Source organism: Flintibacter sp. P01028 (assembly GCF_041925235.1).
In the GTDB taxonomy this organism is placed as follows: domain Bacteria; phylum Bacillota; class Clostridia; order Oscillospirales; family Oscillospiraceae; genus Lawsonibacter; species Lawsonibacter aceti.
In genome coordinates, this window is record NZ_JBHEVC010000008.1 from 59,374 (window position 1) to 85,003 (window position 25,630).

Annotated in this window: 28 protein-coding genes and 1 other annotated feature; of the genes, 15 read left to right on the forward strand and 13 right to left on the reverse strand. The window is 55.4% G+C overall.

Features of this window, described 5'->3' with window-relative positions; translation table 11 throughout:
- Positions 1-58: 58 nt before the first annotated feature.
- The 12 genes from ACEVJK_RS12920 (at position 59) to ilvC (ending at position 11,326) form a co-directional block, all read left to right on the forward strand.
- Entirely contained in the window at positions 59-490 is a 432-nt protein-coding gene (locus tag ACEVJK_RS12920; RefSeq protein WP_374740750.1) for a hypothetical protein, read from the forward strand.
- 345 nt (positions 491-835) lie between these two features.
- Entirely contained in the window at positions 836-1,084 is a 249-nt protein-coding gene (locus ACEVJK_RS12925) for a phage ORF5 protein (RefSeq protein ID WP_374740751.1), read from the forward strand.
- Between the two features lie 5 nt (positions 1,085-1,089).
- Positions 1,090-1,605 carry a hypothetical protein gene (locus ACEVJK_RS12930; protein WP_374740752.1) on the forward strand — a complete coding sequence of 172 codons (516 nt, stop codon included), beginning with the start codon at positions 1,090-1,092 and terminating at the stop codon, positions 1,603-1,605.
- Complete coding sequence (locus tag ACEVJK_RS12935; RefSeq protein WP_374740753.1) at positions 1,602-3,266, forward strand: major capsid protein; 1,665 nt, start codon at positions 1,602-1,604, stop codon at positions 3,264-3,266. Before ACEVJK_RS12930 ends, ACEVJK_RS12935 begins: the two co-directional genes overlap by 4 nt.
- 56 nt (positions 3,267-3,322) lie before the next feature.
- Positions 3,323-4,324 carry a hypothetical protein gene (locus ACEVJK_RS12940; protein ID WP_374740754.1) on the forward strand — a complete coding sequence of 334 codons (1,002 nt, stop codon included), beginning with the start codon at positions 3,323-3,325 and terminating at the stop codon, positions 4,322-4,324.
- A 120-nt stretch (positions 4,325-4,444) separates the two neighbouring features.
- Positions 4,445-4,591, forward strand: coding sequence for a hypothetical protein (locus ACEVJK_RS12945; protein WP_374740755.1), 147 nt, complete (start codon positions 4,445-4,447; stop codon positions 4,589-4,591).
- Positions 4,592-4,839: 248 nt separating this feature from the next.
- Positions 4,840-5,223, forward strand: coding sequence for a hypothetical protein (locus ACEVJK_RS12950; protein WP_374740756.1), 384 nt, complete (start codon positions 4,840-4,842; stop codon positions 5,221-5,223).
- 237 nt (positions 5,224-5,460) lie between these two features.
- Positions 5,461-5,695 (forward strand) — a binding site (T-box leader).
- A 65-nt stretch (positions 5,696-5,760) separates the two neighbouring features.
- The gene (ilvB, locus tag ACEVJK_RS12955; protein ID WP_374740757.1) at positions 5,761-7,389 is read left to right on the forward strand and encodes a biosynthetic-type acetolactate synthase large subunit; all 1,629 of its coding nucleotides are present in this window, start codon (positions 5,761-5,763) and stop codon (positions 7,387-7,389) included.
- 14 nt (positions 7,390-7,403) lie between these two features.
- Complete coding sequence (gene ilvN / locus ACEVJK_RS12960) at positions 7,404-7,889, forward strand: acetolactate synthase small subunit (protein WP_147572328.1); 486 nt, start codon at positions 7,404-7,406, stop codon at positions 7,887-7,889.
- Positions 7,890-8,040: 151 nt separating this feature from the next.
- Positions 8,041-9,744, forward strand: a complete 1,704-nt coding sequence (gene ilvB, locus ACEVJK_RS12965) for a biosynthetic-type acetolactate synthase large subunit (protein WP_374740758.1) — start codon at positions 8,041-8,043, stop codon at positions 9,742-9,744.
- A gap of 15 nt (positions 9,745-9,759) precedes the next feature.
- Positions 9,760-10,326, forward strand: a complete 567-nt coding sequence (ilvN, locus tag ACEVJK_RS12970) for an acetolactate synthase small subunit (protein WP_147572326.1) — start codon at positions 9,760-9,762, stop codon at positions 10,324-10,326.
- On the forward strand, positions 10,307-11,326 hold the full coding sequence (ilvC, locus tag ACEVJK_RS12975; protein ID WP_147572325.1) for a ketol-acid reductoisomerase: 1,020 nt from the start codon (positions 10,307-10,309) through the stop codon (positions 11,324-11,326). Before ilvN (ACEVJK_RS12970) ends, ilvC begins: the two co-directional genes overlap by 20 nt.
- A 56-nt stretch (positions 11,327-11,382) precedes the next feature.
- On the opposite strand, the gene ACEVJK_RS12980 is transcribed toward ilvC, so the two are convergent.
- From ACEVJK_RS12980 to ACEVJK_RS13010, 7 genes are all read right to left on the reverse strand, one after another.
- A complete protein-coding gene (locus ACEVJK_RS12980; RefSeq protein ID WP_147572324.1) occupies positions 11,383-11,622 on the reverse strand; it encodes a hypothetical protein in 240 nt (79 codons plus the stop codon).
- Positions 11,623-12,071: 449 nt separating this feature from the next.
- Positions 12,072-12,293, reverse strand: a complete 222-nt coding sequence (locus ACEVJK_RS12985) for a hypothetical protein (RefSeq protein WP_262669508.1) — start codon at positions 12,291-12,293, stop codon at positions 12,072-12,074.
- Between the two features lie 135 nt (positions 12,294-12,428).
- Positions 12,429-13,214 carry a hypothetical protein gene (locus tag ACEVJK_RS12990; RefSeq protein ID WP_374740759.1) on the reverse strand — a complete coding sequence of 262 codons (786 nt, stop codon included), beginning with the start codon at positions 13,212-13,214 and terminating at the stop codon, positions 12,429-12,431.
- Positions 13,189-13,467, reverse strand: coding sequence for a hypothetical protein (locus ACEVJK_RS12995; RefSeq protein WP_374740760.1), 279 nt, complete (start codon positions 13,465-13,467; stop codon positions 13,189-13,191). The genes ACEVJK_RS12990 and ACEVJK_RS12995 overlap by 26 nt, the downstream gene beginning before the upstream one ends.
- A gap of 95 nt (positions 13,468-13,562) precedes the next feature.
- Positions 13,563-13,751, reverse strand: coding sequence for a hypothetical protein (locus ACEVJK_RS13000; protein WP_374740761.1), 189 nt, complete (start codon positions 13,749-13,751; stop codon positions 13,563-13,565).
- A 339-nt stretch (positions 13,752-14,090) separates the two neighbouring features.
- Positions 14,091-15,143 (reverse strand): stage II sporulation protein D, encoded by a 1,053-nt coding sequence (spoIID, locus tag ACEVJK_RS13005; RefSeq protein WP_374740762.1) that lies wholly within the window; start codon positions 15,141-15,143, stop codon positions 14,091-14,093.
- Positions 15,144-15,208: 65 nt separating this feature from the next.
- Positions 15,209-16,153, reverse strand: a complete 945-nt coding sequence (locus ACEVJK_RS13010) for an L-lactate dehydrogenase (RefSeq protein ID WP_147572321.1) — start codon at positions 16,151-16,153, stop codon at positions 15,209-15,211.
- A 209-nt stretch (positions 16,154-16,362) separates the two neighbouring features.
- Here ACEVJK_RS13010 and ACEVJK_RS13015 point away from each other — a divergent pair, with 209 nt between their 5' ends.
- Entirely contained in the window at positions 16,363-17,001 is a 639-nt protein-coding gene (locus tag ACEVJK_RS13015) for a recombinase family protein (RefSeq protein ID WP_147572320.1), read from the forward strand.
- Positions 17,002-17,208: 207 nt separating this feature from the next.
- On the opposite strand, the gene lepA is transcribed toward ACEVJK_RS13015, so the two are convergent.
- Together lepA and ACEVJK_RS13025 are read right to left on the reverse strand one after the other, a co-directional pair.
- Positions 17,209-19,017 (reverse strand): translation elongation factor 4, encoded by a 1,809-nt coding sequence (gene lepA / locus ACEVJK_RS13020; protein ID WP_147572319.1) that lies wholly within the window; start codon positions 19,015-19,017, stop codon positions 17,209-17,211.
- Between the two features lie 183 nt (positions 19,018-19,200).
- Positions 19,201-19,896, reverse strand: a complete 696-nt coding sequence (locus tag ACEVJK_RS13025) for a helix-turn-helix domain-containing protein (protein WP_147572318.1) — start codon at positions 19,894-19,896, stop codon at positions 19,201-19,203.
- Positions 19,897-20,135: 239 nt separating this feature from the next.
- Between ACEVJK_RS13025 and pta the strand changes: the two genes are divergently transcribed.
- Positions 20,136-21,110: a phosphate acetyltransferase gene (pta, locus tag ACEVJK_RS13030; RefSeq protein ID WP_147572317.1), complete on the forward strand. Its 975-nt coding sequence runs from the start codon at positions 20,136-20,138 to the stop codon at positions 21,108-21,110.
- 238 nt (positions 21,111-21,348) lie between these two features.
- Here the strand turns inward: pta and ACEVJK_RS13035 are convergent, their stop codons facing one another.
- The 4 genes from ACEVJK_RS13035 to ACEVJK_RS13050 all read right to left on the reverse strand — a co-directional run bounded on the left by ACEVJK_RS13035 (position 21,349) and on the right by ACEVJK_RS13050 (position 24,718).
- Positions 21,349-21,813 (reverse strand): helix-turn-helix domain-containing protein, encoded by a 465-nt coding sequence (locus ACEVJK_RS13035; RefSeq protein ID WP_374740763.1) that lies wholly within the window; start codon positions 21,811-21,813, stop codon positions 21,349-21,351.
- 184 nt (positions 21,814-21,997) lie between these two features.
- On the reverse strand, positions 21,998-22,906 hold the full coding sequence (locus ACEVJK_RS13040; protein WP_147572315.1) for an RluA family pseudouridine synthase: 909 nt from the start codon (positions 22,904-22,906) through the stop codon (positions 21,998-22,000).
- Positions 22,893-23,378 (reverse strand): signal peptidase II, encoded by a 486-nt coding sequence (lspA, locus tag ACEVJK_RS13045; RefSeq protein ID WP_147572314.1) that lies wholly within the window; start codon positions 23,376-23,378, stop codon positions 22,893-22,895. Before lspA ends, ACEVJK_RS13040 begins: the two co-directional genes overlap by 14 nt.
- A gap of 89 nt (positions 23,379-23,467) precedes the next feature.
- Positions 23,468-24,718 (reverse strand): pitrilysin family protein, encoded by a 1,251-nt coding sequence (locus ACEVJK_RS13050; protein WP_147572313.1) that lies wholly within the window; start codon positions 24,716-24,718, stop codon positions 23,468-23,470.
- A 147-nt stretch (positions 24,719-24,865) separates the two neighbouring features.
- Here ACEVJK_RS13050 and ACEVJK_RS13055 point away from each other — a divergent pair, with 147 nt between their 5' ends.
- Positions 24,866-25,621: a M23 family metallopeptidase gene (locus ACEVJK_RS13055; protein WP_262669499.1), complete on the forward strand. Its 756-nt coding sequence runs from the start codon at positions 24,866-24,868 to the stop codon at positions 25,619-25,621.
- Positions 25,622-25,630 lie beyond the last annotated feature (9 nt).

The following is a 25,630-nucleotide window of genomic DNA, read 5'->3' on the forward strand; positions in this document are numbered from 1 at the left end:
GGACTTTTTATGGCATCAGCCCTGTATAACTCCCCTTGCAGAAAGATCACAAAATGGCATGGTAGTTGTTGCTGATGTTAGTTGGGAAACCTGTGCCTATGTTGCCCGGTATACCGCTAAGAAGTCTAACACCTACGGCCCCAGCTTTTTTGAGAGTTTTAATATCGAGTCACCCTTTTCTCTTATGTCCCGGAAGCCCGGTCTTGGTCGTCAGTGGTACGATGATCACCCGGATGTCTACGATTATGAGTACATTAATTTGTCTACCAAAGATGGCGGCAAAAAGTTCAAGCCTCCGAAATATTTCGACAAGCTCTTTGACGTGGAGAATCCTGAGAAGTCCGCCGAGATAAAAGCTATTCGGAAGCATCTGGCCGAGGAAGCTACCAAGGCCAAGCTGGCCGCAACTGACATGTCCTTTATGGAGCTCCTCGCTGTCGAGGAAGCCTCCAAGGAAAATAAAATCAAGTCATTACAAAGGAGGTTGTAAAAATGCGTAAGAAAGAGCCTATTGCCCGTGACAAGCGTACCTTTCGCCGGACGGCCGCTAAGTCGAAAAAAATTAACATCAACCCCACAATTTATAGAGGAGGTATTAGGTTATGAGCGGTGCATGTGATGATCTTTATCGAAAGTCGACTATCCGTTCCTTTCGGTATTTTTTGGAGAATCAAGGTTTTCTTGGTGCATCCATAGTTCGTTTGGAGGAAGATTCTAATCGTTATTGTGTATCTTGTTTTGACCCTGCAACGAATTGTCCATTCTGTCGAGTTTATAAGCTTAGAGAGATGGAAGTGATTCTGGAGGCTCAACGGATTTTTTGGAGGTATGTAAAATGAAATTTTCTGTTTACGCTATTCGTGATATCCATACTGGTTTCCTTACCCCTACTTTCGAGGTCAATGATGCCGTCGCTATGCGAAATTTTAATCACGCTGTTAATAATGTTGATTCTGTGCTTTTCACAGCTATGAAGGACTTCGACCTCTACAAGATCGGTGAGTATGATTCCGATACAGGCCGCCTGATCCCTCTGGATCTGCCTGTCCTGCTTATGTCTGCGAGTGATTGTCTGAAAGGATGATGGTTATGAAGTTTCCCACTCAATATGATAAGCGTGATCCTGTTTTTTCTAATCCCGGTGATCCTGTAAAGACTCTCTATGCTCCGGAGTTCGATAAGAATGGTGTTATGTCCCTTGTTGAATCCGGTAAAGAAGATCTCTATGGTTTTATCCAGTCCCACGCCCAGTCCGTTGATATCCATGTCCTGCTCCAGCAGTACCAGAATGGTGATGCTATGGCTCTTAACCGCCGTCAAGGTGTTTTCGGTGATTTTACTGAGATGCCTCAGACCTATGCCGAGGCCCTTAATGCCATGATTCAGGCCGAGACCTATTTCAATTCCCTGCCTGTCGAAACCCGTGCCCAGTTCGGTCACAGCTTCCATCAGTTCCTTGCTCAGATGAATACCCCCGAATGGTCTACCAAGATGGGCATAGCCCCCACACCCATCCTTGAACAACAGCCTAACCAGCCCCCGACTACTGATCCGGTGCCCCCCGGCCAACCCGCTCCTAGTGCTTCTGGAGGTGAAGTTAAATGAACAGAAATACTGAATCCCATTTTGCGCTGAATCCCACTAATATCGATATGTCCCGGTCTACGTTTGACCGCTCCTCGTCTATCAAGCTGTCCTTCAATACCGGAGATATTATCCCTTTCTATATCGATGAAGTTCTTCCCGGTGATACCTTCAAGGTCAAGACTTCCAAAGTAGTGAGATTGCAGACCCTCATCACTCCCATGATGGATAACCTGTATCTGGATACCTATTTCTTCTTTGTGCCTAACCGTATTGTCTGGAATCATTGGAGGGAGCTGAACGGTGAAAACACTCAAAGCGCGTGGATACCCCAGACGGAGTATCAGGTACCTCAGATCACAGCGCCTGCTAACGGTTGGAGCGTTGGCACCCTTGCCGATTATATGGGCGTACCCACAGGAGTTCCTAAGTTATCTGTTAACGCCCTTCCATTCCGTGCTTATGCTCTTATTATGAATGAGTGGTTCAGAGACCAAAACCTCTCTGATCCTCTCCAGATTCCCGTTGATGATGCCACTGTTGCTGGTGTGAATACTGGCAATTACATTACCGATACCGCCAAGGGCGGCCTTCCCTTCAAGGCCAGTAAGTACCACGACTATTTTACAAGCTGTCTCCCCTCCCCCCAGAAAGGACCGGATGTAACGATTCCTGTTTCTGGTGGTGCTAATTACCCGGTTATGTCTCTTGATGATAAAATTCCTAATGTTGGTAGTGTTGCTACTACTTGGACCGATGTTAAAGGCGGTGTATCAAGTGCAAATTGGCATTTGGGAGGCGATAATTATAATGGTCAGCTTCCCGGTAATAACTTAGGCATGTTCAATGTGTCTGCAAATGTTTCTTCGCTTGTTGCTCCTACTAATTTATGGGCCATTAATGATGGTTCTGTTTCTTCCGCCACTATCAACCAGCTTCGTATGGCGTTCCAGATCCAGAAGCTCTATGAGAAAGATGCCCGTGGTGGTACTCGCTACATTGAGATTTTGAAGACTCACTTCGGTGTGACTTCCCCTGATGCCCGCCTCCAGCGGCCAGAGTATCTAGGTGGTAACCGTGTGCCTATCAGCATTAACCAGATTGTGCAGCAGTCCGCTACTGCCGAGGGTACCACTCCCCAAGGTAACCCTGTCGGTCTCTCTGTTACTTCTGATGTTCACTATGATTTCAAGAAGTCCTTTGTGGAGCATGGTTTTGTGATCGGTGTGATGGTCGCCCGTTATGACCATACCTATCAGCAGGGCCTAGAGCGTATGTGGTCCCGTAAAGACCGCTTTGATTATTACTGGCCTGTGTTCGCTAATATTGGTGAACAGGCTGTGAAGAACAAGGAGATTTATGCCCAAGGTAACGATAAAGACGATGAGGTCTTTGGTTATCAAGAAGCCTGGGCTGATTATCGTTATAAGCCTAGCCGTGTCGCTGGTGAAATGAGGTCCGCCTATGAGAGATCCCTTGATGTCTGGCATCTTGGTGATAACTATGAGCAACTTCCTTCTTTGTCTGATGCTTGGATTCGTGAAGATCCTTCTAACGTGGACAGAGTGCTGGCAGTGCAGTCCTCTTTACAGAATCAGTTGTTCGCTGATATCTACATTCAAAATAGGTCTACTCGGCCAATGCCTATGTATTCTATTCCTGGTCTTATTGACCATCACTAAGTGAATAGGGCCCCCAGCTGGGGGCCCTTGTTGTTCAAGAAAGGAGTGTTTTAATTGTGGCCGTATCCTATGGAAATAATGGCTATGGATGGTCTCCCTTTCCCGGTGGTCCTGTGTATAGCGGCGGTTCTGCTAATTCTGCTGTTACTGCTTCTAAATCACAAAATTCCGTTTCTGTCCCAAGCGCAGCAGCAAGCCTTGTTTCAGACCTTCAACGCAATTCTGCGCAGAATAACGCTTGGTCTGCTTCCCAAGCGGAACAGCAAAGACAATGGCAAAAAGAACAAAACCGAATAGCTATGGATTTCTCTGCTCAGGAAGCCGCTAAAAATCGAAACTGGCAGGAGTATATGTCTAGTACGGCCCATCAGCGTGAGATTGCTGATCTAAAGGCTGCTGGTCTTAATCCCATCTTGTCCGCTATGGGCGGCAACGGTGCCGCCGTTACAAGCGGTGCTACGGCCTCTGGCGTGACCTCTGCCGGCTCCAAAGGCGATACCGATACTTCCGCCAATGCTGCCATTGCTGGTCTCCTTGGAAGTTTTCTGAATGCCCAGACGCAGTTACAGGCCATGAATACCAATGCCATTACCAATCTTGCCGTGGCCGATAAGTATACCGCCATGAGTAAGTATACCTCCGAGCTGGCCGCCCAGACGCAGTTAACTACTTCTAATATTGCTGCTATGGCCTCTCGCTATGCTTCGGATAATGCCGCAAATGCTACGAAGGTGGCCGCTTCCATTCATGCCGCTGCCCAGAAGTACGGCTATGATGTTTCTGCTATGACCCAGAAGGATATTGCCGCTTTTAATGCTGAGGTGAATAAGGATCTTTCTGCTCAAGGTTATCGTCAGGAGTTTAGTCTAAAGGAAGCTTTCCCTTCTAATGGTTGGCAAGCTTTAGGTGGTGTTAATTCTCGTTTAGGCGATCCCGTTGGCGGTATTGCTGATGCGATTACTGATGCTCTTGGTTTGAAACCTTTTGAGGGTTTCGGTAATTCTGGTAAGTCGTTTTCGGAAGGTCGTCGAGGCTCTGGCTTTACAGGTAGAGGCTGAGGCCCGACAGGGCCGAACACTCATCCCCATTACCCTCTTGATGTAATGGGGATGAGTGACACCAAATCTGATAGACAGTCAGGTTTGTGTGTGCTAAGATAGGTTCAGGAGGTGAGGAAAATGAATACCATTCTTAAAGTTTTGCTCGCAATTCTTCTGGTGCTTATGATTCTTTTTTCTTTCTTGGCGTGTTATTGGCTGGCTTCAAGTATTGCTGTGAGTGGTCCCGGTGCTCTTAATGTGATTATTTGGGATGGTGTTGCTTAGTGGCCTGTTATCATCCGCTGTTTGCTCTTCCTGATATTAACCCCAGGACGAATAGACCTTACTTAACAGAGAATGGAAAACCCCGGCTTCGTGTTTTTGGTGCGTCTGCCAATATCGACTTGAATGACCCGGAACTTATTCGGATTCCCTGTGGCCGCTGTATCGGCTGTCGTCTTGAGTATTCCCGCCAATGGGCCAATAGATGCCTTCTGGAATTGGAGTATCACAAGGAAGCCTGTTTCGTTACGTTGACCTATGATGATGATCATGTTCCTGTTTCTCGATATCCTGACCCGGCGACTGGCGAGGCTCTGCCTTGTCTGACGCTTCGCAAGAGAGACTTCCAGCTTTTCATGAAGAGGTTTCGTAAGGCCCTTGGAGATATTCAGATCCGTTTCTTCGCCGCTGGTGAGTATGGTCGTCAGACCTTCCGTCCGCATTATCATGCTATCATTTTTGGTTGGAAGCCCAAAGATCTGGTTCCCTATAAGCAGTCGGAAGCTGGTTTCATGTACTATAACTCCCCTTTCATGGACAAAATTTGGACAGGTCCCTTGAATGAGTATGGAGAGATGTGGTATAGTGGAGCTAGCAAGGAAAGTATAACGCCCCTTGCAAAGCAAAAAAGGTAAGGAAAACCTGCTAAGAGCAAATAAAAAAGGGGGCTTTTTCAAAGAAAAAGTGCCCTTGGTAGACATCTGGTAGACACCCAGAAAATGGAAAAGCGGGAAAGCCACGTTTCCCAGCACTTTCCCGCTTTTTTTGGTAGACATTTGGTAGACATGGTCAAGCAAAAAAAAACGGAGAAATTTCCGGGGAAAGGGAATTGACAAATCCGACAGAATAGAGTATGATTGTGAACAATCATCATAAACGCGATGAACGGGATAGTAGGCTTGTCTGGATGCGAAGAGAGGGCGCGGTCGGTGTAAGCGCTCGTGAAGGACCTCCCCCGAAGCTCGCCCGTGAGCAGTCCTTCTGAACTGGCGGCGTGCCATAGTAGGTTGGAACGGTTTTCCCACCGTTATTGGGGAAATGAGCGCATAACCAGCCAAAGGTTATGAATTTAGGTGGTACCACGGAGCATCCGGCTTCGTCCTATCTGTATGGATAGGACGAAGCCGCTTTTGTTTTTTTGATCCAAAGCACACCAATGGAGGTGAAGTTCCATGAATGGAGCGCACGCGTTGATTGAAAGCCTGCTACGTGAGCAGGTAGACCATATTTTTGGCTACGCCGGAGCCACCATCTGCCCGGTGGTAGACGCCCTAAAGGAACATCCGGAGATCGGCTATACCCTGGTGCGGACGGAGCAGAACGCCGGCCATATGGCCTCCGGCTATGCCAGGGTCAGCGGCAAGGTAGGAGTATGCATGGTCACCTCCGGTCCCGGAGCTACCAACCTGATTACTGGTATTGCCACAGCCTACATGGATTCTATCCCCATGGTGGCTATCACTGGACAGGTGCCCAGTCATCTGCTGGGCCGAGATATCTTTCAGGAGGTGGATATCACCGGCGCCGTGGCCCCCTTCTCTAAGCACAGCTATCTGGTGAAAAACGCCAACGACATTCCCCGGGTGGTCCGGGAGGCTTTCCATATCGCCTCCACTGGTCGTCCGGGCCCGGTCCTCATTGATATTCCTATCGATGTCCAGGAGCAGACGTTAAAGAAGTTTGACTGGCCCGAGGAGGTCAATATCCGGGGGTACAAGCCCAGCGTCAAGGGAAATGACCTCCAAATTAAGCGTGTAGTGGAAACCATCGCCAAGGCCCGCCAGCCTCTGATTTGCGCTGGCGGCGGTGTGTGGCTGGCCGACGCGCAGGAGGAGCTGCTGGAGCTGGCGGAGACCGCCAATATCCCGGTTGTCAAGACCATGATGGGCATTGGCCTGATGCCCACAGACCACCCACTCAACCTGGGAATGATCGGAGCCCACGGCAACCACTGCGCCAACAAAGCCCTGGCAAAGTCCGACCTGCTCATCATGGTGGGCACTCGGGCTGCCGACCGGGCCATCACCTCCCCCGACGAGATACAGCGCAGGATGGCCACCATTCATATCGACGTGGATCCGGCGGAGATCGGGAAAAATATGCAGGCCGCCGTCCCCCTGGTAGGCAACGTGAAGGTCATCCTTCGCCAGATCCTGGATATGGGTGTTTCCAGCACCGATTCTGCCGACTGGCTGGCCATGCTTCGGGACTACCGGAAGGCCGAGTTGAGCCGGGTCTTTCCTAAGCGCCCCGGTTCTGTGTTCCCTGGTACTGCCATCCGTAGGCTGGGGGCCAAGCTGGATGAGGACGCCGTGGTGTGCGTGGATGTAGGCCAGAATCAGATCTTTACCTGTAAGTATTTTCCCCAAAAGCACGGCCGACTGCTGACCAGCGGCGGCCTGGGGACCATGGGCTACGCCCTCCCCGCTGCGATCGGCGTCAAGGTGGCGAAACCGGACAGGCAGACCGTCGTTGTCTGTGGAGACGGCTCTTTCCAGATGGCCATGAACGAACTGGCCGCCATACGGTGTGCTGATTTGGATATCAAGATCCTTGTGTTTCAGAACCATACCCTGGGTTTGGTCCACCAGATCCAGAAATCGCTTCCTTATCACGGCCCATTTGGGGTGGATTTGGACGGTTCCCCGGACTTTGCCGCCATTGCCGCCGCTTACGGAATCCCCAGCATTATGGTCCGCGAGGAGGAAGAACTGGACGAGGCCATCGAGCGCTTTCTGTCCACCAAAGGCGCCTGCCTGATGCTCTGTGAAGTCCACCCCGACGTGGGCACCAACGATTAAAGGAGGGGGACCAGATGAAACAGACAATCTCCGTGCTGGTGGAGAACCAGGCGGGCGCTCTAAACCGTATTACTGGGTTGTTTGCCCGCCGAGCCTTCAACATCGAATCCCTGGCCGTGGGTGTCACCGACGACCCTACCATCTCCCGTATCACAATCATCGTGGATAGCGGCAACAGCGTGGTGGAGCAGGTGGAAAAGCAGCTCAACAAACTCATCGAGGTCATCAAGGTCCGCACTTTGGAGGAGACCAACTTGATTGGCCGGGAGCTGATGATCTTAAAGGTAAACGCCAACAATAAAACCCGGCAGGATATTATGACCATCTGTTCCATCTACGGGGCTAAGGTGGATGATATCTCTCCTACCTCTATGACTCTGGAACTGTCCGACACGCCGGATCGTCTGGATACCTTCCAGGCCATGATGCGGCCCTTCTCCATTTTGGAGGTTGCCCGTACCGGCGTCATCGCCGTGCAGAAGGGCGGAGGGAAAATTTGAGCGCGGAGCTTGGAGCGGAGCGGCGAATACAAACCAGGGCAGGCGAAGTCCGGCCGTTTGTGTCCAGAGCCGCAGCGAGAGCGCCCAGACCGCATGCGCAAAGCGCAGCGTAACATCACACTTCTATCTCACCCAAAGGGGGTCAGCCGTTTTGAAAGTACGCGCCACTCAGGCCATCATGGAGTGTCTGCTGGAGCAGGAGGTGGACACTGTTTTCGGATATCCAGGTGGAACGATCCTGAATCTCTATGATGAGCTGTATAACTATCAGGATAGGATCCACCATATCTTGACCGCCCATGAGCAGGGGGCTGCTCACGCCGCCGACGGCTATGCCCGTTCCACCGGGAAAGTGGGGGTCTGTTTCGCTACCAGCGGCCCTGGCGCCACAAATCTGGTCACCGGGATTGCCACCGCCTATATGGACTCTTCTCCCATTGTGTTCATCACCTGCAATGTGACGGAGCAGACGCTGGGGAAGGACGCCTTTCAGGAGGTGGACATTACCGGCATCGCTATGCCTATTACCAAAGCCACCTATCTGGTCCGGGACGCCCAGACCATCCCGGACGTGATGCGTCAGGCATTTGCCGTGGCGGCCACCGGCCGGCCCGGCCCGGTGCTCATCGATTTCCTGAAAAATGTTACGTTTCCCAGTGTGGAGATCGACTATGAGTTTGTCCCGTGGAGCAGGAACCGCTCCTGCAGCTCCATCCAGTCCCTGGCCACCAGCCACGAGCTGAAGGCTCCGGAGCCCAACAAAGGGGACATTGATACCCTGGTGGAGATGATTGCCCAGTCCAGGCGGCCGCTGCTCATCTGCGGCGGCGGTGTGGTCCGGGGCCGTGCCCACCGGCAGTTCCGGGAGTTTGCCGAGAAGCTGGACGCTCCGGTGGCCATCACTGTTATGGGGGGCGGCGGCTTCCCGGGCGGACATCCGCTGACGACAGGGATGATTGGAATGCACGGCTCTCAGGCATCCAATGTGGCGTGCAATGAGTGTGACCTGCTCATCGCCGTGGGCTGCCGCTTCTCAGACCGGGTGGCGCTCCAGCCGGAGACCTTTGCCAGCCAGGCCAAGGTCGTCCAGATTGACATTGACCGGTCTGAGATTGACAAAAATGTCCTCACGGACCACCACATCATCGGTTCAGCCCGGCGGGTGTTGGAGATGCTCAACGCCAAGCTGCCCCAGTACAGCCATCCGGAATGGAAGGAGCAGGTCCTGCCTCTGCGGGTCCCCTCGGTGGCGGAAACGGGAGATAAGCTTACCCCCAAGCAGGTGCTGGAGACCATCCGGCGTCTGGCGCCCCAGGATACCATCGTGGCCACCGATGTGGGCCAGCATCAGATGTGGTCCATTCAGCACTTCCATTTTGACTATCCTGGGCAGCTGCTGACCAGCGGCGGTTTCGGGACCATGGGGTTCGGCCTGGGAGCGGCCATCGGGGCCAAGCTGGGCAACCCGGACAAGGTGGTGGTCCATACCACCGGAGACGGCTGCTTCCGCATGAACTGCCATGAGCTGGCTACGGTAGAACATTACCACCTGCCTATCATTACAGTAGTGTTCAATAACGGCACCCTGGGTATGGTTCGCCAGTGGCAGAATCTGATCTACCATCAGCGGTACTCGGAGACCACCTTGGACCGAGGCCCGGACTTTGTCAAGTTGGCCGAGGCCTATGGCCTGAAGGGCTTCCGGGTAACCAGTATGGCGGAGATGGAGGCGGCCTTCCAGGAAGCGCTGACCGCTGGCTGCGGCTGTGTCATCGACTGCCGCCTGGATATGGATGAGATGGTCCGGCCCATGGTAGCCGGCGGCGCCCATATCACTGACTTCTTACTGAAATAAGGGGGCTAGGGGGATATGAAACGGGAATTTGATCCAGAAAAAAAGCTGTATACCCTGGCCATCCTGGTCCAGGACATCCCCGGCGTATTGAGCCAGGTGGCCCGGTTGTTTGCCCGTAAGGGGTATAACATCGAGTCCATTGTCACCGGCGGAACCGACCGACCCAACACCGCCCGCCTGGCGATCAGCATTCTGGCGGACGAGCTGATGATAAACCAGATTGCCGACCAGTGCCGTAAGCTTATCCCTGTGCTGGCGGTAAAGATCTTGGACGAGGCCACCTCTATCCAGAGGGAATTTTCTCTCATCAAAGTCCGGGCCACGGACCGCAATTCCAGGGATGAGGTCATTCAAATGGCCAACATCTTCCGGGCCAACATCATCGATGTGGGCCGGGACACCCTGACAGTAGCTATCTTCGGTGACCGGTCCAAGACCAGGGCACTCACAGACCTGCTGGCCGACTTCGGCATTCTGGAGATCGCAAAGACGGGTACTCTCGCCATCGAAAGAGGGCGTAGCACTATATATGATGACAACAAACTGAAGGAGGAATACAACTATGGCAAAAATGTACTATGAGAAGGACTGTGATCTGAGCTATCTGGACGGGAAAAAGATTGCCATTATCGGATACGGTTCCCAGGGCCACGCCCACGCCATGAATCTGAAGGACTCCGGCTGTGATGTCTGCGTCGGCCTGCGCCAGGGCTCCAAGAACTGGGCCAACGCTGAGAAGGCCGGCCTGCAGGTCAAGACAGTGGAGGAGGCCGCCCAGTGGGGCGATATCGTCATGATCCTGATCAATGACGAGGTCCAGGCCGAGGTCTATAAAAAGTCCATCGCCCCCAACCTGTCCTCCGGCAATATGCTGATGTTTGCCCACGGCTTCAATATCCGCTATCAGCAGATCGTTCCCCCCGCCGACGTAGACGTGGTTATGATCGCCCCCAAGGGCCCCGGTCACACCGTCCGCTCCACCTATGTCAACGGCAAGGGCGTGCCCTGCCTGATCGCCGTAGAGCAGAACGCCACCGGCGACGCCTATAAGCTGGGACTGGCCTATGCCGCCGGCATCGGCGGCGCCCGGGGCGGCGTGATGGAAACCACCTTCCACGATGAGACTGAGACCGACCTGTTCGGTGAGCAGGCCATTCTGTGCGGCGGCGTGGTGGAGCTGATGAAGCTGGGCTTTGAAACTCTTGTCGAGGCCGGCTACGAGCCCGAGAACGCCTATTTTGAGTGCATCCACGAGATGAAGCTTATCATCGACCTGATCAACAAGGGCGGCGTGGCGGCCATGAACTACTCTATCTCCGACACCGCAGAGTATGGCGAGTATGTGTCCGGTCCCCGTGTCCTGCCCTATGAGGAGACCAAGAAGAACATGAAGGCAGTTCTGAAGGACATCCAGGACGGCACCTTTGCTGGTAAGTGGATCGCCGAGAACAAGAACGGCCGCACCTTCTTCAACTCCATGCGGGCCAATCTGGCCAAACACCAGATGGAAACCGTGGGTGCCGAGCTGCGGAAGAATATGATCTGGGGCGGGGATACCGATTTGGATACTGCTTCCAACTAAATACTGCTCCGCATCAAAATTCAGGCCCCCCGGCATAAGCCGGGGGGCCTGCTTAGTTAAGACATGAGCTCAAGGAGCTTTTTGACCACCAAAATACCGTCCAAGATCCCCGCTACGAGCAGTACCGGCACAATCCAGCCTTTCGGCCGATCTACGATCAAAGCGCCGAAACATTCAATCAAAAGTGATGTGTAGAATATGAGGCTTACTGCCTTCATACTGGAAAAAATCCCGGCTGCTATCATGATTACGAGAACAGTGACGCGGTAGCGGTAACGGTACTTTTTACGGTCCATGTCCGAGCCCTCCTGACATCAGCAGTCGTATCCGCCTTAAATGGGTTCCATGGCGTAAGCTGGGGGTTCCCTCTATTTTTTTAGGGCTGGTGATAACTCCCGAAGCAGAGCGACGAAGGATAAAATGATAAGGGGGAGATAAACCAGGGCCCGAACATAATGCTTCTTTTTTATTGTACAGATACACCCAATGCCCCCATAAAGAAAGATGCCAAAACAATAAATACAGATAGCATACGTAATACCTGCAAATAAGAGGGCGATCAGGGAGGAACACAAGGCTAGTATCAAAATATATTTATCTATGTTCCGATCAGACCCCATTTTTATCAGTCCTCCAATGGTGCGCTGGTATTTTGGTGCGGCCTACGCCCAAGCACCTGTGACATCAGCGGCCGTATCCATCTTGAACTGCTCCCCTGGCAACACCGGAGGTTCTAGTTTTTCAATTACTCGGATAAGAGTCCAACAAATTCCCGGACGGTGAACACGCTGCCCAAAACCACCATGACGAGCAGCATCAGGGCGAGCCAGCGATTCCGCCGAAATTTGATCAAACAGACGATGCCTTCTATCAAGATTGAGAGGGAGAATACAAAACTTCCCACCTCCGGGCCGTAAAGAAATGCGGCTGCTGTCATGACCGCCAAGCCAGCGATCTCATATTTCATAGAATCCATCCCCAGTCACTCCCTTACTGCCGGCAGCGGTCGTATCAGTCTTGAAGTGGGTCCCCCGGTTTTGGTGGGGAATCAGCATTTAGCCCATCGAGCTACTCCTTCCGCCGCCTCCGTGGGTACAGGATATCAGGAAGATATTACTGTCTTTATTTTAACGAGATTTATGCAATTTGTAAATGATTGCCATGTAAATGAGATATATTTATTAAAAATAACCAAATCAAGGTGCCGACTTTTGCTGACTGGAACAGAAGCAGCCCTCCCGGCTTGCCGGGAGGGCTGTGCCTTTCTCACCAGAGAGCGTCTACCTGGGTGCCGGTATAGTACCAGGTCAGGATGTCTGTAAAATTTTTCCCCTCCTTGGCCATGGCGTTGGCTCCATACTGGCTCATGCCTACCCCGTGGCCGTAGCCAGTAACGTCGAAGGTAAAATTTTCCCCGTCCCAGGTCACGGTACCGGAGGGACAGCATGGACCGGACCTGGCCGCCGGTGAGGGTAAGGCCGCCAAAGGGGATAGAGGTGACGGTGCCGCCCTCGTCCCGGACGGCCGGACCGAACCAACTGGAGGGCTCCCCGGACAGATCCGCTCCAGGGTAGGCGGCCAAAGCCGCCTCTTGGACCTGCCGAGAGGAGAGAACGACCTGGCTGTGGTAGTTGGGGACCTCATCCCCCTCTGGGCTGTCCACGCTTTTCAGATAGTCCACACTGTTGCCCCACACCGCCACAGCGTCCACGGTCCGGCCGGCGGCGGAGGAGAAGAACAGTGCCTGAATGGGCCGCCCCTCATAGAGAATACCCAGCCCGTCGGTCCCCTCCACCACTTGGGAAATCTTTTCCTCATACTCCTGGGCGTTTAGTCCCCAGCGGGCCAGGGCCGCCTCCCAGTTACCACCAGAGCACAGAGTGGACAACGCCGGATATGATGCAGAGCGGCCCCCACATTCCGAAAAACACATAATTCCAATTGATATGATACCACTGGGCGTCCGAACCCTTGGGGGCGGGCGCCCCATATCTTTTCGTCAAAAAGGCGAACGCCGCCACCAGGATCGAACCGCCCCACCACCAGCGGGGGTCCTCAAACACATAGATCGCCCAAAAAAATTTGACCTGCATATCCCCAATCAAAATCACATTGAGGAGGATGGGCAATCCCCGTTTCACCATGCGTTCTCACCACACCCTTGTATCGACTGGCAGGAACAGACCGGGATCATAGGCAGAGCTCCACTTTACCGCACAGGCGCGGGCCGCCCGGCCTAATAGGCCGCTACGTCATAAACGATCAGCAACAGCGAAATACTGGCCGCCACCGCGGGAATAATATAGTATTTGTTCTCCTCTTTCAGGAACCATTTGATCGCAAACAGCAGAGAAAACACAAATACGAATGGGGTGATATCTCTAAACTGATTTCCTAAAGAAATCATCCAACTATACCAACTCATACACGACTTTCCCCATTCCTATCCATTATTTTGCGTTCTGCCATCTGAGTAGATCGAATAACTCATAATTCCTTTTTCTGCTTATTTTACGATTCAATTTGCACTGAAAAACATAGGCATACCAGCTTTCAGCCCATTGGCCTGCTCCTTTCGCCGCCTCCGTGGGTGTAGGATATCAGGAAAATCTTTCCGTCTTTATCCTAATATAATTTGTGCAATTTGTAAATATTTTTCTTGCAAATAATAAATATTTATCAAAAATAGCTAAATCAGGGTGCCGCCTTTTGCTGAATGGAACAGAAGCAGCCCTCCCGGCCTGCCGGGAGGGCTGTGCCTTTCTCACCAGAGAGCGTCTACCTGGGTGCCGGTATAGTACCAGGTCAGGATGTCTGTAAAATTTTTCCCCTCTTTGGCCATGGCGTTGGCTCCATACTGGCTCATGCCTACCCCGTGGCCGTAGCCAGTAACGTCGAAGGTAAAATTTTCCCCGTCCCAGGTCACGGTAAAGGCGGCGGACCGGAGGGACAGCATGGACCGGACCTGGCCGCCGGTGAGGGTAAGGCCGCCAAAGGGGATGGAGGTGACGGTGCCGCCCTCGTCCCGGACGGCCTGACCGAACCAGCTGGAGGGATCCCCGGACAGATCCGCTCCAGGGTAGGCGGCCAAAGCCGCTTCTTGGACCTGCCGAGAGGAGAGAACGACCTGGCTGTGGTAATTGGGGACCTCATCCCCCTCTGGGCTGTCCACGCTTTTCAGATAGTCCACGCTGTTGCCCCACACCGCCACAGCGTCCACGGTCCGGCCGGCGGCGGAGGAGAAGAACAGTGCCTGAATGGGCTGCCCCTCATAGAGAATACCCAGCCCGTCGGTCCCCTCCACCGCCTGGGAAATCTTTTCCTCATACTCCTGGGCGTTTAGTCCCCAGCGGGCCAGGGCCGCCTCCCGCTCGATATAGGCCTGACAGCAGGTGCTGTCTTCACAGATATCCGCTCCTGGGTGCTTGTCAGAGCCGGAGTTCTGCCTGACTACCGTATAGGTTCGCGCGGCGCAGGCTTGGGCTTTCAGGGCCTCTAGTTCAAAGGAGGCCGGCATTTCAGCCGCCACTACCCCCCACAGGTAGTCAGACATAGACAGCTCCCGGATCGTTCCGTCGTCCATCTGCAGCCGTACAGCTCTCCCGCGGTCCCGGGAGGCGGCCTGTACTCCACCGGAGGCTGCGTCCCCGGACGGAGGAAGTGATTCAACCACCTCGGATCCTTGATATAAGGGATCTCCCCGGATTAGAATTCCGGGCAGACAGAACAGTACGCCCACGCTCAAGAGAGCGGCCGCCACCACCTGCCGCAGAGACCGCCCCAGCCATATTTTTGCCCGTGCCCGCTGTATCCTCATCCCGCGCCCCTCCTTGTCCTTTGGGACAACTTATGGGACGGCGGGTTTTTTTATGCCTGTTACCGTTACAGGTCCAAAGACTCGATGGCCTCCTTCATCTGGCGGGCGGAGTCCTCCAGCGCCTGACGCTCCTCCCCGTTCAGCGGGATTTCCAGCACTTCCTCCAGGCCATTCCGCCCCACGACAGAAGGGATGCTGAGGGCCAGGCCCTCCAAGCCGTACTGTCCCTCCAGCACCACGGACACCGGGAGAACAGAGTGTTCGTCCCGCACCAGGCACTGGGCGATGCGGCCTACTGCCATGGCGATGCCGTAGTAGGTAGCCCCTTTTCGTCGGATGATCTCATAGGCGCTGTCCCGCACCCGTCGGTACAACTGGTCCAGGTGGCAGTTGTCCACTCCGCCCCGAAGCTGACAAAACTGGTCCAGATCGATGCCCGACACATTGGCCCCGCTCCAAACCGCCAGCTCGCTGTCCCCGTGTTCCCCAATGATAAAGGCGTGAATATTTCGGCTGTCCACCGCCAGCTCCTCGCCCAGCAGCTGCTTCAGCCGTGCGGTGTCCAGCACGGTACCCGAGCCGATGACCCGGCCTCTGGGACAGCCGGACAGCTTCCAGGCCGCATAGGTCAGTACATCTACCGGATTGGAAACGATCAGCAGGATACCCTGAAAGCCGCGGGCGTTAATTTCAGTGAGAATACTTTTGAGGATGGCGGTATTTTTGCCGATCAGGTCCAGCCGGGTCTCACCGGGCTTCTGGTTTGCCCCGGCGGTGATAACGACAAGAAAACAGTCAGCCAGATCGTCATAGCCCCCGGCCGATATTTCCATGGCGGAACCGTAAGGCAGGCCGTCACTCAGGTCCATGGCCTCGCCCTCCGCCTTGGCCCGGTTTACATCTACCAGCACCAGCTTGGAAAACAGGCCCTGCTGCAAAAATCGGAAGGCGATGGAGGCACCCACCGCACCGCAGCCAATGATGGCCGCCTTTCTGGGATCTGTAGTCATGATTGTTCTCCTTCCTCAGGCCTAAAAGCCCTCTGGCTTTTAGTTGTGCCTGATTTTTCGAGCTGCTATTCCTGAAGATTCGGTGTTCACTTTCAATTAGAGGATGGGAAGGGTTATGAGTTCCTGATTTTTTTGACTGTCTCTTGATCTGGGCTGCGCTTTCTCCTCACGTTGTCTTATGATGGTAGAAAACGAAGGAGGGAAGCAAATTGATCTATGGCTATATTCGTGTGTCCAGCACGGACCAGAACGAGGACCGGCAGCGGTTGGCCCTGCTGGCTGCCGGGGTACCATCAGACAGTCAATATATGGATAAGCTGTCCGGCAAAAACTTTGAGCGGCCAGCTTATAAGCGGATGCTCAGACGGTTACGGGCAGGGGACCTGCTGTATATCCTAAGCATCGACCGCCTGGGCCGCAATTACTCCGAAGTGCTGGAGCAGTGGCGGGTGCTGACCAAAGAAAAGGGAGTGGACATTGTGGTGCTGGATATGCCTCTTCTGGACACCCGACGGGGCAAAGACCTGATGGGTACCTTTATCGCTGACCTGGTGCTTCAGATCCTGTCCTTTGTCGCGCAGAACGAGCGGGAAAATATCCGCAAGAGACAGGCCGAGGGCATTGCCGCCGCCAAGGCCAGAGGAGTGCGGTTTGGCCGGCCGTCCCAGGCTTTGCCGGATAATTTCTACCTGATCCATAAGGCATGGCGGGAAAAGAGCATAACCCTCCCCCAAGCAGCCCGTGCCTGTGAAATGCCCATCGGTACCTTTTATGCCAAGGCCAGGAAGCTGGAGGAGCTGTCCTCCATGATCCGAAGTTCCAAGAGGTTGTCATCAGAACGAGGATAGAAAAAACCGGGCGGTACATGAAAAAATCATGTACCGCCCGGCCTCACCACTGTTTTGGCGGAATCGGCCCGGTTTGCCGGGGGCCCTGAGGGTGATTTCAATGCTTGGGTGGGAATAAACGCAATTTTCCGCTTCGCTGCGAATTTACGGCGCACAGCGCCGCCCCATCAAAGATGGGGGCCCAGGAAGGCAGACGAAAATGCCCGTTTACTCCTCGTCCAGCTTGAGGACTGCCATAAATGCCTCAGTGGGCAGTTGGACGGTGCCCAGAGTACGCATTTTCTTTTTGCCTTCCTTCTGCTTCTCCAGCAGCTTTTTCTTTCGGGTGATGTCACCGCCGTAGCACTTGGCCAGCACGTCCTTCCGCATGGCCTTCACCGTCTCCCTGGCGATGATCTTGCCGCCGATGGCCGCCTGAACGGGCACCTCAAAGAGCTGGCGTGGGATATTCTCCTTTAGCTTCTCGCAGATGCGCCTGGCCCGGCCATAGGCCTTCTCCCGGTGGACAATAAAGGACAGGGCGTCCACCTGGTCCCCATTGAGGAGCAGATCCACCTTCACCAAATCGCTCTTCTCATAGCCCTCTAGCTCATAGTCCAGGGAGGCGTACCCCTTGGTGCGTGCCTTTAGCGCATCGAAGAAATCATAGATGATCTCCCCAATAGGCATGGAGTAGTGCAGTTCCACCAGATTGGTGTCCAGATACTGCATGTCCTTAAAAACACCTCTACGGTCCTGGCACATAGGCATAATATTACCCACATAGTCCGGGGGCGAGATGATGGATACCTTGGCGTAGGGCTCCCGCGCCTCACTGATGGAGCCGGGGTCGGGGTAGTTGTGGGGGTTGTCCACACGGACCACTGTGCCGTCGGTCTTTGTTACCTCATAGATAACGGAGGGCAGGGTGGTTACCAGGTCCAGATCGAACTCCCGCTCCAGCCGCTCCTGTATAATCTCCATGTGGAGCATTCCCAAAAATCCACAGCGGAAGCCGAAGCCCAGGGCAATAGAGGACTCCGGTTCAAAGGACAGGGAGGCGTCGTTGAGCTGGAGCTTTTCCAGGGCGTCCCGCAGGTCGGGGTATTTGGAGCCGTCCTCGGTATATATGCCGCAGTAGACCATAGGCTGGGCGGGCCGGTAGCCGGGCAGAGGGGCCGCCGCCGGGACCTCCGCCCCTGTGATGGTATCGCCGACGCGGGTATCCTTCACATTTTTAATGGAGGCGGTGAACCAGCCCACCTCGCCGGCGGTCAGCTCTTGGCAGGAATCCATGCCTAGGGGGCGCAGATAGCCGCAGTCCAGCACCTGATAGGAGGCTCCGGAGGCCATCATCCTGACCTGCATCCCCTTTTTCAGTGTTCCCTCCATTACCCGGAAATAGACCACCACTCCCACATAGGGGTCATATTGGCTGTCGAAGATCAGGGCCTTTAGCGGGGCTGAGGGATTTCCTTGGGGAGCGGGAATATTTTGAACAATGTCCTCCAACACGGCGGAAATATTGATTCCCTGCTTGGCGGAGATCTCTGGAGCGTCCTCGGCGGGGAGAGCCAGGATGTTCTCGATCTCCTCCTTTACCCGCTTAGGGTCGGCGGCGGGCAGGTCGATCTTGTTGATTACAGGCAGGATCTCCAGATCATGCTCCATAGCCAGATAAGTATTGGCCAGGGTCTGGGCCTCGATGCCCTGGGAAGCGTCTACAATAAGCACCGCCCCCTCGCAGGCGGCCAGAGAGCGGGACACCTCATAGTTGAAGTCCACATGCCCAGGGGTGTCGATCAGGTTGAGGGCGTAAGTGTTCCCGTCCTCCGCCCGGTAGTCCAGCCGGACAGCCCGGGCCTTGATGGTGATGCCACGCTCCTTTTCCAAGTCCATGTTGTCCAGCAGCTGGGACTCCATCTGCCGCTGCTCTACCGCTCCGCACAGCTCGATGAGCCGGTCAGACAGCGTCGATTTGCCGTGGTCAATGTGGGCTATGATAGAAAAGTTGCGGATTTTAGATTGATCGGTCATAAGCATAAACCTCCGGTAGGAAATCAAACCAAATCAAAGCCAAACGACTGCACATCTGTCAGCGATTTATCGCTTGCGGAGTGGAGCCCCCTTGTGAGCAGATGGATCTGATATGGAGAGGGCGAGCGGTTGAAGCTTGAGAGGTGGAGGGGAAAATGAGCAAGTGGGAAAAACGCGCCCGCCTCACTTGCTCTTCCGGCCTTCCAACAGCCCATTGACCCGCTCTCCGGTGTTATGGACGATTTGGAGCAGGGATTGATACAGCACCGGGTAATCACGGGCCAAAATATCATTGGACAGCTCAGGCAGGGGGGCCTTCTCTTTGACCTGGGCCGCCAGGGCAGCAGAAAACTCCGACTCGGAGCAGCTCATGTCCGCGTCGGCCAGCCCGCCTTCAAACAGGTGGGGGGGTACGGAAAAAAAGTCCGGGTTGTTGGCTGGATTGGCCTGATACAGCCGGCGGTACATTTTATAGACCGCCCCGGACAGATAGTTGGCGCAGGTGCGGATGGCCTCCCGGCTGCCCGTCTTGGCCAACAGGTCGAACAGTACGCCGATGGAGTTGACCAGCAGCTTTTTAGACAGGAGGGCCAGGACGCCCCCGCGCAGAGAGTTGTCCTTCTCGTCGCTCAGGTCGTACAGCTCCTCGGGGGCAATGGTGGTGCCGTCCCGGCTAAGGGTGCGCCCCAAGAGAAAATCAGCGGACACACCGTAATAGTCACAGGCCCGGACCACAAAGGGTAGGCCAGGCTCCCGAATACCGTTTTCATAGTGACTGAGCAGGGCCTGGGAGATGCCCAGGGCTGTGGCGGCGGTGCGCTGGCTCACCCTTTTCTCCTGCCGCAGCAGGGAGAGGGTGCGGGAAAATTCTTCATTCATATCTCTCACCTCAACGCGCTCCAGGGGAGCGACAATACACTTGGTATAGTATACCTGAAACCTATACTTGTCGTAAAGAGCAAAACTGAAAAATTTTGTTCCCGCCGAACAAAGATTTTTCACAGGATACACGGGAAAAACAGGCGAAAGCCCCTTGCATTTCGGGTCCGAAAATGCTACCATAGGGACCAGGAATTGGCGCTTTTCCGCGCCTGATTTTTGATTTGGAGGAAGTCGTTATGTTTAGAAAGCTCATTGAGATCCTGAAGGCCCATCCTCGCAAGATTGTATTCACTGAGGGGACCGATCCCCGTATCCTGGAGGCATCTGCCCGTCTGCTCTCCGGGACCTTCCTGACCCCCATTCTCATCGGCAACGAGGCTGAGATTCTGGCTGCCGCCGAGGACGCCGGCTTCAATATCCGGGGTGCCATCATCGTAGACCCTGAGAACTATGAGAACATGGAGGCCATGGTGGCCCGCATGGTGGAGCTGCGCAAGGGCAAGATGACCGCCGATGAGTGCCGCGCCATGTTGAAGAAGGGCAACTACTTTGGCACTATGCTGGTGGCTATGGGGGAGGCCGACGCCCTGCTGGGTGGCGCAACCTACTCCACTGCCGACACCGTCCGTCCCGCCCTGCAGCTGGTCAAGACCAAGCCCGGCAATTCCATCGTGTCCTCCTGCTTCATCCTGGTCCGTCCTTCCGCCACCGGCGAAAACGATGTGCTTGCCATGGCTGATTGCGCCATCAACATCAAGCCCACTGAGGACGAGCTGGTGGAGATTGCCTCTGAAACTGTGGACTGCGCCAAAATTTTTGGCATCGACCCCAAGGTGGCCTTCCTGTCCTACTCCACCTTTGGCTCCGGCAAGGGCGAGGATGTAGACAAGATGCGCAACGCCGCCGAGAAGGCCAAGCTGGCTATGCCCAACGTGCCTATCGAGGGCGAGCTGCAGTTTGATGCTGCCGTGTCCCCCCGTGTGGCCCAGACCAAATGCAAGGGCTCCAAAGTGGCCGGCTATGCCAACACCTTTATTTTCCCCGACATCAATGCCGGCAACATCGGCTATAAGATCGCCCAGCGCCTGGGCTCCTTTGAGGCATACGGCCCCATTCTGCTGGGCCTGAACGCCCCCATCAACGACCTGTCCCGCGGCTGTAACGCCCAGGAGGTCTACTCCATGGCAATTATTACCGCGGCCCTGGCCTGATTTAATCAAAGCGGAAGGAACGCTCTTCGGAGCGTTCCTTTATTGTCTGCTATGGAGTGGCCTGCCACCCCACAGGCGGGGCGCGCTGTGAGCCGCAAAGCGGAGCTATCCGCGCTACAAGTCGTAGCGAAAGCGGCCCAGCATCGAAGAGACCAAGACATGACAACACTGCCGTTGAAAGGGGAGCGCCCAGATAGGCGCTCCCCGCGTTTGTATTGATGCAATTTCCTTCCCCACACTACTCCAGGTCGTCGTTTTCCCGGTCCTCTGTCTGGTCATAGTAGTCCCGGTTTCGGATCTCATCCTTCAACCCACAGTAGCAGAACATCATGACGATGGCTAAAAAGAGCTGACCGCACAGCACAATAGCTGTATCAGTAAAAGTGCCTGCTACCAGGCTTATAGGGATGGGCAGAACCCAGAATACCATAACATAAAACATGGGGATCACGCCCAATACCGGCCAGAAAGACACGCCGCGGTAAACCCGCCCCCGGCCGCTGTCCTCGCCGTAAAGCAGCCGCTCCGGCTCCACCCCCAGTAATTGGGCGATCTGCCCCAGAACGTCCAGACCTGGTTGGGCTATTCCCCGCTCCCAGGCGGATACCGTCTGCCGCGTCACATGAAGGGCCTGGGCAAGCTGTTCCTGGGACATCCCTTTTTCTTTCCTAAGCCGGCGGATATTTTGAGAGATCTGTTTCATAAGTCCCCTCCTGTTCTTGTGTTCTGGGTTCAGTATATCTGAACCGGTTTGCCCTGACAAGCAAATCATATTTGCCCGCCGCTTTCAGCAAGGGAAAAAGCCCGCCGCTCCTGTGATTCTGGTATGGAAATCCAGATACCCATGAAAAAGCTCCTGTATCGGCCATAGGCCAGCACAGGAGCTTTTAATGTTCCAGCTTTTCCAAGACATCCCGGAACCAATCAGGCAGCGGACACTCCAGTTCCAGCGGCTCCCCGGTGGAAGGGTGGACGAACCGGAGCCTGCGGGCGTGCAGGCATTGGCCGGCCAGTCCGGGCCATGGCTTTTTGCTGCCGTACACCGTATCCCCCAGCAGCGGATGGCCGATGGAGGCCAGATGGACCCGAATCTGGTGGGTACGGCCTGTTTCCAGCCGGCACTCCACATGGGTATAGCCAGGATAGCGGGCCAGAACGGACCAGTGGGTCACCGCCTCCCGGCCGTTTTTGCGGTCAACGGCCATCTTTTTCCGGTCCACCGGATGGCGGCCGATGGGAGCGTCCACAGTGCCACAGTCTTCCCGAAAGCCTCCCACCGCCACCGCCTCGTACACCCGGGCCAGGGAGTGATCCTGGAGCTGGGCGGCCAGGGCCAGATGGGCACGGTCGTTTTTAGCGGCGACGATCAGGCCAGAGGTGTCCCGGTCAATGCGGTGGACGATGCCGGGGCGAAGCTCCCCGTTGATTCCGGAGAGAGAGGTCCCACAGTGGTACAGCAGGGCGTTGACCAGGGTCCCGTCTGGGTGTCCGGGTGCCGGATGGACCACCAGCCCCACCGGCTTGTTGACCACAATCACATCGTCATCCTCATAGATCACATCCAAAGGGATGTTCTGGGGGACCAAGTCCACGGGCTGTGGTTCGGGCAGACAGACTGTTAGGCTGTCCCCAAGCCTGGTCTTGTCATTTTTTTTGGCGGCCCGGCCCCGGAGGGTGACCGCCCCCCGCTCCAGCAGCCGCTGGGCGGCGGAGCGGGTCAGGTCGGGGACAGAGCGGGCCAAAAAGGCGTCCAACCGCTCCCCCTCCCGGTCGGCCGTCAGATCAAGCGGGATCATCGTCAGTCTCCCTGCCCGGATGGGGCTCCAATTTATCCGCCAGAAAGAGATAGTAGAGGGCGGCGGCAATGCCCCCCACCACCACACAGATGTCCGCCACATTAAAGACGGCAAAATTCATGAACAGCACGTTGAACATATCCACCACGAAGCCCCTGAAGACCCGGTCGATAAGGTTGCCCACCGCCCCGGCCAGCAGCAGGGTCAGGATGACCTTTCCCAGTGGATGATGAAAAAAATTCTTCCAGATAGCCAGGGCCAGCAGCACGGACATGACCAGGGACACCAGGGCGAGCAGCCAGGTGTGCTCGGAAAAAATAGAAAAGGCCGCCCCAGTATTTTTTACATAGGTCAGTTCCAGCAGATGGGGAATAAAGGGCACATGGGCCCCCAGCTCAATGTTTTGCAGGACCAGATATTTCACCAGCTGATCCAGGGCCACCAGGACAGCCGCAAGGATGGCATAGGGCATGGACTTCTCCTCCAGGCACGTTCTTTTTTTCTATCATAACACATGGACCGGGCGAGAAAAAGCCCCTTTTCCAAAAAGCGGGAGAAAAATCACCCCTCCAGCCAGCGGCGGTACTGGTCCCCGGCCTCCACCCGTCCTAAAGCGGACAGGGAGGCCAGGTCCCAGTGGAAGATCTCACGGGCCAGATCCCTCAACTGCGCCCGGGTGGCGCTGTCATAGAGGGAGATGATCTCCTCGGTCTCCTGCACCCTGCCGTACAGGAGGGCGGAGGCCCCCAGGTGGCTCATCCGGGCCTGAATAGACTCAGCGCCCATCAGGAGATTGGCCTTGGCCTGCTCACGGGCCCGGTCAAGCTCCTCCTGGGACGGCCCCTCCTGGAGCAGCCGCTCCACTACGTCCCGGACCGTGTCCAGGGCCTGGCGCTCCTGCTCTTTTCCAACGGCGGTATAGATGCCAAGAAGCCCTGTATCCTGGTGGTCGGCCACATAGGAGTAAACGGTATAGCACAGGCCGCGCTTCTCCCGGACCTCTTGAAACAGGCGCGAGGAGCACCCTCCCCCCAGCAGGGCGTTGAGCAGCTGGAGCTGCCGCCGCCTGGGGTCCAGATAGGTCGGGGAGGGAAAGGCCAGGATCAGGTGGTTTTGCTCAATGGCCTTCTTCCGGGCGGTGACCGCCGGGCGGTAGGCGGCTGGCTTCTGGACAGGAGCGACCCCCGGCTCCAGAGCGGACAGGCAGTCCTTCAGCTTGTCCACTTGGCTGTCCGTAAAGCTGCCTGCCAGGGCGGCAACCAGAACTCCTGGTCGGTAGTGCTCCCGCCGCCACTGGTCTAGCCACGCTCCGGTCATGGGGGCCAGGGTGGATTGGGTGCCTAGGATGGGACGGGCCAGGGGGGATCCCTTGTACACGGCGGCGGCCAGCCGCTCGGATACCAGGTCGTCCGGGGCGTCCTCATACATTCCAATCTCCTCTAGGATGACGCTCCGCTCCATCTCCACATCTTTCTGGGCGAATCTGGAGTGAAAGAGCATGTCGCTCAAAATATCCAGGGCCTGGTCCAGGTGACGGTCAAGGCTCCGGGCGTAGAAGCAGGTGTGCTCCTTGGTGGTATAGGCGTTGACCTGACCGCCAATGGCGTCCATGTCTCGGGCCAGTTGGGCAGCGGACCGGCGGGCTGTCCCTTTGAACAGCATATGCTCAATGAAGTGGGCGGCCCCATTCTCCACAGCCGATTCGTGTCGGGAGCCAGCGCCGACAAAAAAGCCCAGGGCCGCCGACCGCGCGCCGGCCACCCGCTCTAGTAGAATCCGGGCTCCATTAGACAGTGTTAGTTCTTGATACATCTGGACCTCCCGAGAACTGTAATTGATTTTTAAGCAGTATACCATAAAAAGGGGGATTCGTCCATGGCCGGGCCGGCCAGAAAATTTTTGCCTGCCATGTATAACCACTCCTTCCGCTGTCCACAATAGGCTTCGGAGGTGCATTTTGTGAAGAATCGAAACCTGATACAACGTCTGGGCGACTTCATGCTGGGAAAGGGCTTTTACATAGTCCTGTTCCTGTGCGTCGCCACCATAGGAATCTCGGGCTATTATCTCCTCAACTCCATCGCCGGTGATATGGGTGGGACCTCGCCGGTGACCGGAAACCCCACCGTGGTCCTGCCTGACTCCGAGGCCAACGGGCCCGATCCCGCGGGCACCATTACCCCGCCGGTCTCATCAAAGCCGGATGACCAGCCCACCGGCAATCCGGAACCGGTGACCCAGCCGGATGACCCAGAGCCGGTCAAGCAGCCCGCCGAAACCACGCCCCAAGAGGACAAGCCTACCGCCACCGTTTTCACCTGGCCTGTAAAGGGAGAGATCTTACGGGAGTTCAGTGTGGAGACGCTGCTGCTGGACCCCACACTTGGGGACTGGCGTACCCATGGAGGGTTGGATCTCTCTGTCCAGGCGGGCACCCAGGTGCTAGCCATGGGCGACGGCACTGTGGTCCAGGTCTTTGAAGATGGCCTGATGGGTACGTCCGTGGTCATTGACCATGGGAACGACCTGACCTCAACCTACTGTAACCTAGACCAGGTCCTGGTTGCGGAGGGAGATACGGTGGAAACAGGTACCGCGATTGCCACCGTCGGTGCCACAGCCATCGCGGAGAGCAACATGGGCTCCCACCTCCATCTGGAGACTGCGGTGGACGGTGTGGTGGTAGACCCCGCCGAATACCTGCCCCAGCGATGAACAAAAGGG

What these genes read in the sequence shown, in the direction of transcription:
- ACEVJK_RS12920 (WP_374740750.1), top strand. Translation starts at nt 59, where the DNA reads ATGGTAGTTGTTGCTGATGTTAGTTGGGAAACCTGTGCCTATGTTGCC.
- ACEVJK_RS12925 (WP_374740751.1), top strand. Translation starts at nt 836, where the DNA reads ATGAAATTTTCTGTTTACGCTATTCGTGATATCCATACTGGTTTCCTT.
- ACEVJK_RS12930 (WP_374740752.1), top strand. Translation starts at nt 1,090, where the DNA reads ATGAAGTTTCCCACTCAATATGATAAGCGTGATCCTGTTTTTTCTAAT.
- ACEVJK_RS12935 (WP_374740753.1), top strand. Translation starts at nt 1,602, where the DNA reads ATGAACAGAAATACTGAATCCCATTTTGCGCTGAATCCCACTAATATC.
- ACEVJK_RS12945 (WP_374740755.1), top strand. Translation starts at nt 4,445, where the DNA reads ATGAATACCATTCTTAAAGTTTTGCTCGCAATTCTTCTGGTGCTTATG.
- ilvB (WP_374740757.1), top strand. Translation starts at nt 5,761, where the DNA reads ATGAATGGAGCGCACGCGTTGATTGAAAGCCTGCTACGTGAGCAGGTA.
- ilvN (WP_147572328.1), top strand. Translation starts at nt 7,404, where the DNA reads ATGAAACAGACAATCTCCGTGCTGGTGGAGAACCAGGCGGGCGCTCTA.
- ilvN (WP_147572326.1), top strand. Translation starts at nt 9,760, where the DNA reads ATGAAACGGGAATTTGATCCAGAAAAAAAGCTGTATACCCTGGCCATC.
- ilvC (WP_147572325.1), top strand. Translation starts at nt 10,307, where the DNA reads ATGGCAAAAATGTACTATGAGAAGGACTGTGATCTGAGCTATCTGGAC.
- ACEVJK_RS12980 (WP_147572324.1), bottom strand. Translation starts at nt 11,622, where the DNA reads ATGGACCGTAAAAAGTACCGTTACCGCTACCGCGTCACTGTTCTCGTA.
- ACEVJK_RS12985 (WP_262669508.1), bottom strand. Translation starts at nt 12,293, where the DNA reads ATGAAATATGAGATCGCTGGCTTGGCGGTCATGACAGCAGCCGCATTT.
- ACEVJK_RS13000 (WP_374740761.1), bottom strand. Translation starts at nt 13,751, where the DNA reads ATGAGTTGGTATAGTTGGATGATTTCTTTAGGAAATCAGTTTAGAGAT.
- spoIID (WP_374740762.1), bottom strand. Translation starts at nt 15,143, where the DNA reads ATGAGGATACAGCGGGCACGGGCAAAAATATGGCTGGGGCGGTCTCTG.
- ACEVJK_RS13010 (WP_147572321.1), bottom strand. Translation starts at nt 16,153, where the DNA reads ATGACTACAGATCCCAGAAAGGCGGCCATCATTGGCTGCGGTGCGGTG.
- lepA (WP_147572319.1), bottom strand. Translation starts at nt 19,017, where the DNA reads ATGACCGATCAATCTAAAATCCGCAACTTTTCTATCATAGCCCACATT.
- ACEVJK_RS13025 (WP_147572318.1), bottom strand. Translation starts at nt 19,896, where the DNA reads ATGAATGAAGAATTTTCCCGCACCCTCTCCCTGCTGCGGCAGGAGAAA.
- pta (WP_147572317.1), top strand. Translation starts at nt 20,136, where the DNA reads ATGTTTAGAAAGCTCATTGAGATCCTGAAGGCCCATCCTCGCAAGATT.
- ACEVJK_RS13035 (WP_374740763.1), bottom strand. Translation starts at nt 21,813, where the DNA reads ATGAAACAGATCTCTCAAAATATCCGCCGGCTTAGGAAAGAAAAAGGG.
- ACEVJK_RS13040 (WP_147572315.1), bottom strand. Translation starts at nt 22,906, where the DNA reads ATGATCCCGCTTGATCTGACGGCCGACCGGGAGGGGGAGCGGTTGGAC.
- lspA (WP_147572314.1), bottom strand. Translation starts at nt 23,378, where the DNA reads ATGCCCTATGCCATCCTTGCGGCTGTCCTGGTGGCCCTGGATCAGCTG.
- ACEVJK_RS13050 (WP_147572313.1), bottom strand. Translation starts at nt 24,718, where the DNA reads ATGTATCAAGAACTAACACTGTCTAATGGAGCCCGGATTCTACTAGAG.